Annotated in this window: 7 protein-coding genes and 1 pseudogene; 1 reads left to right on the plus strand and 7 read right to left on the minus strand. The window is 68.3% G+C overall.

The genetic code is table 11. The features are described from left to right. Positions 1-132: 132 nt before the first annotated feature. From QZY03_RS23695 to QZY03_RS23730, 7 genes and pseudogenes are all read right to left on the minus strand, one after another. Positions 133-273, minus strand: coding sequence for a hypothetical protein (locus QZY03_RS23695; RefSeq protein ID WP_295585208.1), 141 nt, complete (start codon positions 271-273; stop codon positions 133-135). Next, positions 267-1,175, minus strand: coding sequence for an AAA family ATPase (locus tag QZY03_RS23700; RefSeq protein ID WP_295585210.1), 909 nt, complete (start codon positions 1,173-1,175; stop codon positions 267-269). Before QZY03_RS23700 ends, QZY03_RS23695 begins: the two co-directional genes overlap by 7 nt. A 1,067-nt stretch (positions 1,176-2,242) precedes the next feature. Continuing rightward, positions 2,243-3,201: pseudogene (locus QZY03_RS23710) on the minus strand (sigma-54 factor interaction domain-containing protein); the annotation flags it as partial. Between the two features lie 22 nt (positions 3,202-3,223). Then, complete coding sequence (locus QZY03_RS23715) at positions 3,224-8,473, minus strand: tetratricopeptide repeat protein (RefSeq protein WP_295585213.1); 5,250 nt, start codon at positions 8,471-8,473, stop codon at positions 3,224-3,226. A gap of 672 nt (positions 8,474-9,145) precedes the next feature. Beyond that, positions 9,146-9,319 carry a hypothetical protein gene (locus tag QZY03_RS23720; protein WP_295585215.1) on the minus strand — a complete coding sequence of 58 codons (174 nt, stop codon included), beginning with the start codon at positions 9,317-9,319 and terminating at the stop codon, positions 9,146-9,148. Positions 9,320-9,425: 106 nt separating this feature from the next. Next, positions 9,426-9,662: a hypothetical protein gene (locus QZY03_RS23725; protein WP_295585217.1), complete on the minus strand. Its 237-nt coding sequence runs from the start codon at positions 9,660-9,662 to the stop codon at positions 9,426-9,428. 87 nt (positions 9,663-9,749) lie between these two features. Next, positions 9,750-10,307: a hypothetical protein gene (locus QZY03_RS23730; RefSeq protein ID WP_295585218.1), complete on the minus strand. Its 558-nt coding sequence runs from the start codon at positions 10,305-10,307 to the stop codon at positions 9,750-9,752. Positions 10,308-10,639: 332 nt separating this feature from the next. On the opposite strand from QZY03_RS23730, the gene QZY03_RS23735 reads away from it, so the two are divergent. Continuing rightward, on the plus strand, positions 10,640-10,882 hold a 243-nt coding region (locus QZY03_RS23735; protein ID WP_295585220.1), incomplete at its 3' end, for a ParB N-terminal domain-containing protein.

The following is a 10,882-nucleotide window of genomic DNA, read 5'->3' on the forward strand; positions in this document are numbered from 1 at the left end:
CCCATCATATCAATGTCTTGGGCCGCTATGCGTTCTTGCTGGCCGAGCAGGTCGCCCGCGGCGGGATGCGACCGCTCCGGGGGCCGGAGGACGATGACTGGTCCTTAGCGTAAGTTTTCGTTCCAATGATTGTCAGACCCCCTCTACGGCAATGGCCGCCGGGCGCGTTGCCGCGGCGGCACAGGCCCGATTGACCATCTCGGCGAAAACGGCCCGATGATGAACGGCCGGGATCGCGATGAGGCGATGCCCCTGATCGGACAGCGTCAGCATGATGCGCCCTCGCGGAACTGCCGCAGTGCGCGTTCGACCTGCTCCAGACACAGCGGAGCCTCTGCGGTCCCGGGTGCCGCGGTGTCGCGCCGCCCTGGGCGATGCTGATCCGTGTCCGGTTCGGCGTCGAGGACCGCCAGTTTGGACGCCAGGGCAAAGATCTGGATCACGTCCCGCGGGCTCGGCAGGTCGTCCTTGCCCTGCTGGTCCGCGTCCCACAAACGCCAGAACCCGGTCAGGAGCTTGCCGATGGCCCGTTGTTGGGTCGGGAACTGGCGCATGACGATGGCGCTGATCAACTCGGGCGCGGGTTGTTCCACCCGGATGATCGGAAAGAGCCGGGACCGGACGAAATCCGGGAGCAGGTCCAGGTCTTCGCTGTTGGTCGCACCGATGAACCGGAATCGGGGGTGGGCCTGGACCCGCTCTCCGATCAGGTCCAGGTCCAGATACCGCCGATCGTCGAGCACGCTCGCCAGCAAGGCCAGTGCCCGACCAGGGAACTTGCCGAGCTCGTCGATGAAACAGACGCCGCCCTTGAACATGGCTGTCGCCAGGGCCGAGATCAGGTAGTCGATGCGGCCATTGCCCTCGTCCGCCGGCATGAGAGTGCAGGCCAGATCCTCGGCGGTGATGTTCTCGTACCCCTGACAGACGTAGAGATCGAGCCCCATCCGTTTGGCGATTTCGAACACCAGGCGATTCTTGCCGCACCCCGGCGGGCCGATCAGCAAGGGCGAGAGGGGTTGGGACTGGGCCCCGGCCAGCCAGGCCGCGGCGACCATCCGGAGTTCGCTCTCCCGCCCGACGAAGTCGACCATGGACTCGTCGGTGGGCACATAGGGCTTTCTTGGCCAGACCAGCTTCTTGCCGACGGCGATCTTGTCCGCACTCATGCTCATGGGGCCACCTTACACAGTGATTGCAGTCAGCCGAGACGCATCGGGATACCCGGAGACCAGCCAACCGGTCTCGGACCCTTGCACTGTGTAGACGCAAATGAGATGCCACCGATCTCAACCGGGGCGGTTGAGCTGATATAGCCATCGGACGTGACAACCGGACGTAGGGGCGGGTTTCAAACCCGCCCCTACACCAAGGGTCTGTCCGGATATCAGGTCGGGTGGACAAGCGATAGCGCAGTCCACCGCATCCCGCGCCGCCGCTGGTGGACTGCGCTGCGCTTGTCCACCCTACGATCCTTGGGCGGCCGGAATGATGATCAAGGCCGGAATTGCGATCGGGGAGGGCAACCGCTCCGTTACAACGCCTCGACCAAGACCCGGTCGATGTCCGCCAGGATGTCCGCCACGGCCGCTTCGAGTACCCGGCGCGTCCCCTCCCGCAGGAACGCGACTGCCGCGTCCGGGGCGGTCTCGTACTCGGAGAGGAAATAGGCCAGTCTGGAGCGCAGGAGGCTGATGTCTTGAAAGGTACCGGGAGCGAAAAGCCGCGGGATGCGGCCGTGGAGGTCGAGCTCGTTGAGAAGATTGGTGAGCTCGGTTGAGATGGGCGGCAGCGGGTTGGGGCTTGGCCCGTCCCTGTTGAGAAGCGGCGCCAGCAGATGCTCCACGGCTCGGATGGTCTCGTAGACCCGCCGCAGGTGGCGGAAGGCGGACAGGTGTTCGGCCCGCGGGGTCGCCGTCGGCGTCGTTCCCGGACACCCCGGGTCCCGGCGTACTCCTTGGAACTCGAACACCGCCTGAAGGTGGCGGACATCCAGGGTCGACACCCGGCCGAAGAGGCCGAACAGGTTGGTGAGGAGCGTCTTGAGCTCCCGCACATTCCCCGGCCAGGCGTAGTCGCCGAGGGCGGCGAGGATGTCCTCGGCCAGGGTGGCGCCCTCGTCGCGGGCGATACGCTTCCAGTAGGCCAGGGCCAGCAGGCGGACATCGTCGCGATGTTCGCGCAGCGGCGGGGTGGTGATGAGGAACCCGCGCAGGCGATAGTAGAGGTCTTCGCGAAACTGCCCGGCCTGGACCATGGCGAACAGGTCGCGGTTGGTCGCGCAGATCACCCGCGCGTTGACGGCGGTCTCGGCGCTGCCCCCCACCTTCCTGATCCGACTCTCCTGGAGCGCGCGCAGCAGCTTGACCTGATGGCCGGGCGACAGCTCGCCGATCTCGTCCAGGAAGAGGGTGCCGCCGTCGGCCGCAATCCAGAGCCCCTCGGTACTGGTGAGCGCCCGGTGAAGGCCCCCCGCACATGGCCGAACAGCTCGGACTCCAGCAGGTCCTGGGGAAAGGCCCCGCAATTCACCGCCCGTAACGGTCGCTCCCGGCGCGGGCTGTGCTCGTGGATCTGGCGGGCGACGATCTCCTTGCCGGTGCCGGTGTCGCCGGTGATCAGCACCGTGTCGTCTACCTGCCCGGCCCGCAGGATGAGCTGTCGCACCGCGACGGCATCGACCGAGTGGCCGATGAACGCGGCGCGCAGCGCGGCCGGCTCCGCGATCATCTCCAGCAGATTCAGCACGGCGCCGCTGCGGCCCCTGAAAGCGGGGAGTGGATCGATGGCGGGGTCGGGTTCCCGGGCGGTCTTGTTGAGTTGGGCGAACAGCTCGTCGGACACGCCGATGATGAAGAGCCGCCGCGGGCTGTCCGCCGCCTTCTTCAGCAGGGTCCGGACACTGTTCAGCAGCTTGCCCGGCGAGGCGTAGGCGGCCGCGATTAGTGGGATGGCCGAACCGTCGCCTTTCAGCAGGGTGCGGGCCAACTCGATGGCGGGGTGCTTTTCGCCACGGTCTTCGATGACACCGGACAGCGTCGCCAGTGGGTCACGGAGCGCGGGCGGTACGATCCAGACGGTGTAGCCGGCCAGTGCCGCCGTCGACTCGCGCACCGCCTCCGCGGTTAACTCCGGGAGGGTGCGGCGGATGACGGCGGGGGTGGGGCCGATTTCGAGGAGGTCGATGGGCATGGGGTGCATCCGATCGCGGGGTGGTGCGGGTTCATAGCTCGCCGGGCGGAAAGCCCAGCGCGATGGGCACGTCCGGTACGGAGCCCATCGACAGTTTGAACCGTTGTCCGAAGCTCAGCCCTTTGCGCCAGCGGTCCAGGGCCGCGCGCAGCTTCTTGGCGGTCGGATGGTCGCGGTTTTTGAGCGCGGACAGGGCGTTCAGGCAGCCGTCGATGTTGCCTTCCATCAGCAGGGCGGTGGCGAAGTTGAGTTTGTAGGTGTCGGGGATGTCCGGCGGGATCGAAAAAACCTCGTTCGGCAGGACGAGTTGCCGAAGCAGCCGTATCGCGGGCTCTGCTTGGCCCAGGCGCAAGAGGCAGACGGCGTGGGCGTTCTTCACCGCCGGCGGCTCGTCACGGCCGGTGCCGATCAGTTGCAGGGCGGCGTCGGGAGTGCCTTCGTTCAATAGGGCACGCACGCGATCCAGGTCGATGGCGTTCTGGTGGGCTGGAACGGCCGTGGAGCCCTGGCCGGGGGCTGGTGGACCGGCCGATTCATGCGTTTCTCCGAACGGAACAGTCTGGCCCGAGTTGCCGGAGAGCAAGGTGCCAAGGGTGCCGGCTTGAACCTTCCACCGCAGTTGCTCCAAGACTTGCGCGTCCTGCGGCGACAGAAAGAGCCCTCCGCGTTTCATGCCGGACAGAACCACGTAGGCCCGGCTCCAGTGGGTGCCGGCATCGGCGTCCCCTGATTGCTCCAGGACGGTCGCAACCCGAGCGTGGCTGAACCATAGGTCGCGCTGCCACCAGGCGTTCCCGGGGTCGGCCGCCGTCAGGCGCTCGCGGATCGCCAGTGACACCCGGTGGGCGCCCAGCGCCCCGGCGAGGTCGCCCTGGGCCACCAGCACGTCGCCCACCTCGCTGTGGCTGATCGACAAGTCGCGCTGCCACCCGGCGTGGCTGGGGTCGGCCGCCACCAGGCGCTCGCCGATCGCCAGCGACACCCGGTAGGCGCGCAGCGCCCCGGCGAGGTCGCCCTGGGCCACCAGCACGTCGCCCACCTTGCTGTGGCTGACCGACAAGTCGCGCTGCCGCCCGGCGTGGCTGGGGTCGGTCGCCGCCAGGCGCTCGTCGATCGCCAGCGACACCCGGTAGGCGCGCAGCGCCCCGGCGAGGTCGCCATGGGCCACCAGCCCGTCGCCCACTTTGATGTGGCTGATCGACAGGCCGCGCTGCCACTCGGCATTCCCGGGGTCGGCCGCTGCCAGGCGCTCGCGGATCGCCAGCGACGCCCGGTAGGCGTGCTGCGCCCCGGCCAGATCGCCCTGGGCCACCAGCACGTCGCCCACCCTCTCGTGGCTGACCGACAAGTCGTGCTGCCACCCGGTGTGGCTGGGGTCGGCCGCCGCCAGGCGCTCGTGGATCGCCGTGTGTATCCGGTAGGCGAGCAGCGCCCCGGCGAGGTCGCCCTGGGCCACCAGCACGTCGCCCACCTTACTGTGGCTGATCGACAAGTCGCGCTGCCACCCGGTGTGGCTGGGGTCGGCCGCCGCCAGGCGCTCGTGGATCGCCGTGTGCACCCGGTAGGCGCGCAGCGCCCCGGCGAGGTCGCCCTGGGCCACCAGCACGTCGCCCACCTTGCTGTGACTGATCGACAAGTCGCACTGCCACCCGGCGTGGCTGGGGTCGGCCGCCGCCAGGCGCTCGCGGATCGCCAGCGACACCCTGTAGGCGCGCAGCGCCCCGGCGATGTCGCCCTGGGCCACCAGCCCGTCGCCCACCTTGATGTGGCTGACCGAGAGGGCGCGCTGCCAATCGGCGTTGCCAGGGTTGGACGCCACCAGGCGCTCGCCGATCGCCAGCGACGCCCGGTAGGCGAGCAGCGCCCCGGCGATGTCGCCCTGGGCCACCAGCACGTCGCCTAACCTCTCGTGGCTGATCAACAAGTCGCGCTGCCACCTGGCGTGGCTGGGGTCGGCCGCCGCCAGGCGCTCGTGGATCGCCAGTGACACCCGGTAGGCACGCAGCGCCCCGGCGAGGTCGCCCTGGGCCACCAGCCCGTCGCCCACCTTGCTGTGGCTGATCGACAGGCCGCGCTGCCACTCGGCATTCCCGGGGTCGGCCGCCGCCAGGCGCTCGCGGATCGCCAGCGACGCCCGGTAGGCGCGCAGCGCCCCCGCGAGGTCCCCCTGGGCCACCAGTCCTTCGCCCACCTTGCTGTGGCTGTCCGACAGGCCGCGCTGCCATTCGGCGTTGCCGGGGTCGGCCGCCGCCAGGCGTGCGCCGATCGACAGCGACTCCTGGTAGGTGCGCAAGGCCCCCGCGAGGTCCCCCTGGGCTACCAGCACTTCGCCCACCATTATGTAGCTGACCGAGAGGACGCGCTGCCACCCGGCGTTGCCAGGGTCGCACGCCGCTAGGCGCTCGGCGATCTCCAGGGACGCCCAGTAAGCGCGCTGCGCCCCGGCCAGTTCTCCCTGGGCTACCAGCACGTTGCCCAACCTCTCGTAGCTGGCGGACAGGCCGCGCTGCCACCTGGCGTTGCCGGGGTCGGCGGTCGCCAGGCGCTCGGCGATTTCCAGCGACGCCCGGTAGGCGCGCAGCGCCCCCGCGAGGTCCCCCTGGGCCATTAGGACGTCGCCCACCCTGCTGTGGCAGAGCGAGAGGTCGTGCTTCCCCCCAGCGTTGCCGGGATCGGTGGTCGCCAGGCGCTCGGCGATCACCAGCGACGCCCGGTAAGCACGCAGCGCCCCCGCGAGGTCCCCCTGGGCTACCAGCGCGTCGCCCACCTTGCTGTGACTGACCGACAGGTCGCGCTGCCACTCGGCCTTGCGGGGATCGGTCGCTGCCAGGCGCTCGGTGATCGCCAGCGACGCCCGGTAGGCGCGCAGCGCCCCCGCGAGGTTCCCCTGGGCCACCAGCCCGTCGCCCACCTTTTGGTGGCTGGCCAACAGGTCGCGCTGCCACTCGGCCTTCCCGGGATCGGCCGCCGCCAGGCGTTCAAGAACCTGTTGTGCGCCCTCGAAAAGCGCGAGGCGCAGACGAACACATGCGACGTTTTCCAGGGCATCCCCGAGCTGGAAAAGGTAGTTGGTGCAAAGCTTGCCGGTGATCGCAGGTATCTGCCCCGGCAGCTCGAACAAGGCGAGTGCCCAGGTGAGTCTAGCGTTGGGGGTCTGGGCCTCACCCGCCAACAGGTGCTTGGCCAGGGTGCCGGTAGCACCGGCAAGCTCCAGCCCCGCATAATTGCCCGCTGCCTGCCAGCCGAAGCCGGGCAGGGAGGACACAAGGGTCCCGATTTCCAGCCCCGCATAATAGGCCGCTGCCCGCGGCCGATCGTCCGCCCAGATGAGGTGATACATCAACTCCGTCTGACGCAGCGCGTCTTCCGTCGCCAGGGACTCCAGATGATCGGCAAGCATGGTATGCAATGCCCGCCGACCCCCGGGATCGCTAAGGTTTCGTCGCTCCACCGCCGCTCTGAGCTGCGCATGGGCAAAGTCCCATTGCGCCTGGGCGCCGCGCTGGACCAGATGGGCGCGCAGGCTGCGGCGCAGTCCGGCGAAGGCGAGGTCACTCCAGGGCTGGCCACTGACCTTGGGCAGCAGGACTTGCAGGTCCGACTCGCGCCAGCCGCCGCGGCTGAGCGCCACCAGGTTGACCAGTCCGTCCGCCCAGGCAGTGCCGTGCAGTTCCTCCGCCCGCGCCAGGAGATAGCCGTAGAGGGTCTCGACCTCGGGCGGCAGGTTCTCGGCCACTGCCACGAGCAGGGCACGCAGGCGCTCCCCGGCCGAATCGCCCGGCAGGCCATGGGCCCGGGCGAAGTCGTCGGCGTCGAGCAGCAGCAGTTCGTCGAGCGCCAGCTCCAGCCAGAGCGGGATGCCGGCGGCGGGCTGACCGTCGGGGCGGAGCTTCTGCGCCAGACAGTCGCGCACCGGCGCGGGCAGGGTCTTGTGGTAGCGTCGGCAGAGGGTGTCGGCGATCTGCTCGGCCTCGCCGCGGTCGAGCGGCGGCAGTGCCAGGGCGGTCACGCCCGGACGCTGTTCCAGCGCGGTGCTGGCGCTGCCGGGGATCGCGGTGGCGATGAGCCGGGCATTGGGTGGCCAGAGTTTGGGGAGCCAGGTGAGGTACTGGGCGGCCGGGGTGGGCTCGAACTGATCCAGTGCATCGAGCAGGCAGACGACGCGCCTTTGCATCGCGGCGCGGCCGAGCAGGGAGGCGAAGGTCTGCTCCAACTCGTCGGCCTTGGTCAATCCCTCCGACGGATCGGGGATCTGGAGTGCGGCGGCGAGCTCGCCGATCCAGCGCCGCAGCAGGTCCTCGACCCGGGTGGCGCGGTTGCTGATGCCGGCGGCGTGAGCGAGCAGCAGCAGGTCCTCCTGGGCCAGTTGCCGGTGGAGCTTGGCGAACAAGGCGCTCTTGCCGGCCCCGGCCGGGCCGGTGAGGCAGGCACCCCAGGCGGTATCAGGTTCAGCCGGTGAGCGCGCGAGCCGGCGCAGTTCGGCGAGGCGCTCGGTACGTCCGACGAAGTCGCGGCACCGGCCCTCGATGAACTGTTCGAGGATCAGGGCCTCTTGCTGCTGCCAGGTGCCCGCGGCGCGGGCGGCATAGGCGCGGGTCTCGGTCTCCAAGTCGCTCCACAGGTCTTCAAGGACTTGGCGGCCCCAGGCGTCGAGGCCGGTGACGCACTGGTGTTCCTCGTCCCACTCGGCCTGGTAGGTGGCCCAGCGCCCCGGCAGTTCCAGTTTGATGCGCGCCTTGAGTGCATCGAGCTGCACCTGGGCCGCCGCGGCGTCGGGCTCGCCGGTGTGCCGCTCGCTGTAGCCGGCGGCGGTCTTGGGGTCCATCTGGTCGTAGGGCAGCGGCGCGCGGAAGTAGAATCGGCTGCGTCCGGCCTGCTCGGAACTGTCGAGCACGCCGTATTCGATCTCCAGGGCGGTGACGCTCTTGCCCGCAAGGGCTCCGCGGTGGCCGGCCTCCTCGGCCGCCGCCTGCATCCGCTCCAGCGGCGGCACCCACCCGTAGCGGTCGCCGATCAGGCCGACAAGAAAGGGACGGGAACGCGCGATCTCCGCCAGACAGACCTTGAGTACCAGGCGCTGCTTGGTCTCTTCCTCCGCCGCCGAGGCGGTGTCCACGCCCCAGCGCAGATCAATGGGCTCGAGGTGGTGGAAGCGCGCCTTGAGCCGCTCCTCCAACTCCGGGAAGACGAACCGGTGCAGGTGGTCACGCTCCGCCTGAAAGTCGCGGAAGGTGCTGGTCACGAAGACGGGGCGCGATTGCCAGACGGCGAAGGTTTCCATGGTTCTTCCGGTCTCTTGCGTGGAGCGGTGAGCGGACCAAGTCACGTGCCATTATCATGGAAATTGCGGATCGATGGAGCGCAACCGTCCCCCCTGCTGCTCCCCCTGCCAGGCGCCCGTTCCACCCCCAACCGCAAGCCGCTCTGCACGAAGGGGAAGGGAGCGGTGCGGTGGAACGCCACAGGCGGTCCCGCCGTTGTTTCCCGGCAAGGCGATACGCGAGACTCAAGCGGCTGATGATGCTGCGACATCAAGCCCTTGCCCTGCGAGGAGGCAAGTGAGATGCCATGAATCTCAATTGCGACGCTCAAGACCCGAGGGTTGCCCGCTCGGTTGCCTGACGCACGGTGTCGGAGACGCACGCGGCCAGAACGGGAGGGACGTGGTGCCGGTCCAGACAGCGCCCGGTGCAGCACTGGAGGATGCTCGTGCGCGCGACCGGCTCAGGTCGTTGAGAAGATTTTCGATCTCGGTTGAGATGACCGGCAATTGTTCGGATTCCGGGCCATCCCCGTTGAGAAGGCGACCAGCGCCCCGGTTGGGCCGTGCGCCCGGTCGGCCTTGACCGGACGGTATGGCGGGGGGGCCGCTCGATGCGCAGCGGACGGACGCGCTTGCGCAGGTACCGCGGCACTCCGGGCTCGACCTCCAGGTCGGCACCCGCGGCGCGGATCACGTCACACAGAGCCTCAAGGGACGCCAGAGAGTCGGGGCCTCCAGGTGCAGCGAGAAGGGCGGGTTGATCAGGGCGACCCCGAAACCCGTCGGGTCGATCTGCTCCATGCCCACGGTTGAGAAATGGCACTGGAACCCGGCTGCCTTGGCAGCTTCACCGAGCGGCGTCACACAGGGACCGTGAACAAGCGTGCGACCCTGGGCGCGGCGTCTGGCTCCCCAGCGAGGCCGCGCCAGTCCAGGGCGCGCGTCTCCGCCGGGAGGGGTGCAGGCGTGGTCACGCGGCCTCCTGGGCATCAGCGGTTTGAGAATGCCGGCCATAGAGGGCCAGGAACAGTTGCAATTGCGAACCGAGCGCTGCGCCAAAGATGAACTCGAACCGGGTGTAATAGGTGACGATGTGCAGGGCCGGGGCGACCCGGATGCGTTGCCGGGAGATCACGCCGGACGCACGGTCACTCAGTCGGCGTTTCGCCGCGTCGAGCCCGGCCGCGAGCGTGCCGAGCACGTGCACCAGCGCGCCTTGCTGGCTCCACGACAGGGGTTTACAGGTGCGCCTGGCCAGGATTCGTATTCATGCGGCAGTCTCCAGGAACTTCATCTATAGAGGCAAGTCGAGTTGCTGCGCGGTCGCAACGGCAGGCGGCTTGCCCAGCGCGGCCTCAATGGCCGGCTGATTCGGAAAGAACACTTTGTCCGCCAGAGACCGCGGACAACCCATATAGAGCCCATCGTTGTGGTTGTAGGTGGGCCATTCGCCGGCCTGGCGCCAGGGGAGCGACCCAATACGGCGCCATTGATACTCGGTACAGCGTCCGTCCAAGACGCTGGGGCGCACGATCACGCGCCACTCGTTCTCCCCGATCACCGCCGGCGCTGAGCCGAACAGCGCGTCATTGGGCAATGCCGGCTCCGCTTTCCAGGGGTTGCGGGGCAATGTCCGGGCGGCCACGGCCTGCAGCAACTGCGCTTGAATAGCGGCCAGCACCTTCGGCTTGGTCTGCTCGAAAGCCACCCGGAAACCCGCATTCAATAGCACTTCGCGCAGAACATTGACCGGAAGGCATACCAACGCATCGAGTGCCCCCTTGAGATGACCGTCCGTGACGGACGCCGAAAAGCGTTCTATCGGCGTCGCGGGTCGTGGTGTACCACTCATATCAACCTCTGCAATCAAGAAGGATGTCATCCATGGATGCTAGCCTAGCAAGCGCGGCGCACGACGTAAAGCGCAGAGTGATAAATTCATATCACTATTGACGGAAGAACGCAGGTCGCTATAATGGCACTGATAGCGGATCGATGGCGGGCAGTCGACCGGTTGAACATCCGTTTGCAGCGCGCGGAACAGCAGCGCGGCGGCGCGGGGGATGGGCGAAAGGAAACGGTGCCAGCAAACGCAGGAGTCGCTTGGGAAAGCGGAAACGCCGCGCATCACACCCGTGGAATACGTCAAAGCCTCGAATAACCGATCGACCGTCAGGAATCGCGATGCACACTCAACCCGTCATGCCAGACGCCACCGTGGCGATACCGTCCGCCGAGGACGGTCAACTCTGCTGGTTGCCCGTCAGCGTGATTGCGTCCCGTGCCGGGCATAATCCCCAGCGTCATTTCGATGTGGCCAGGATGCGTGAACTGGTCGAGTCGATCCGCGGGCAGGGCGTCATCCAGCCCATCGTGGTGCGCGCCATCGATGACGGGCGTTACCAGATCATCGCCGGTGAACGGCGC

Source organism: uncultured Lamprocystis sp., assembly GCF_903933125.1.
Classification (GTDB): domain Bacteria; phylum Pseudomonadota; class Gammaproteobacteria; order Chromatiales; family Chromatiaceae; genus Thiodictyon.

Excerpts from the sequence above, each read along its gene's own strand:
- QZY03_RS23695 (WP_295585208.1), bottom strand. The coding sequence starts at position 273 with ATGCTGACGCTGTCCGATCAGGGGCATCGCCTCATCGCGATCCCGGCC.
- QZY03_RS23730 (WP_295585218.1), bottom strand. The coding sequence starts at position 10,307 with ATGAGTGGTACACCACGACCCGCGACGCCGATAGAACGCTTTTCGGCG.
- QZY03_RS23715 (WP_295585213.1), bottom strand. The coding sequence starts at position 8,473 with ATGGAAACCTTCGCCGTCTGGCAATCGCGCCCCGTCTTCGTGACCAGC.
- QZY03_RS23700 (WP_295585210.1), bottom strand. The coding sequence starts at position 1,175 with ATGAGCATGAGTGCGGACAAGATCGCCGTCGGCAAGAAGCTGGTCTGG.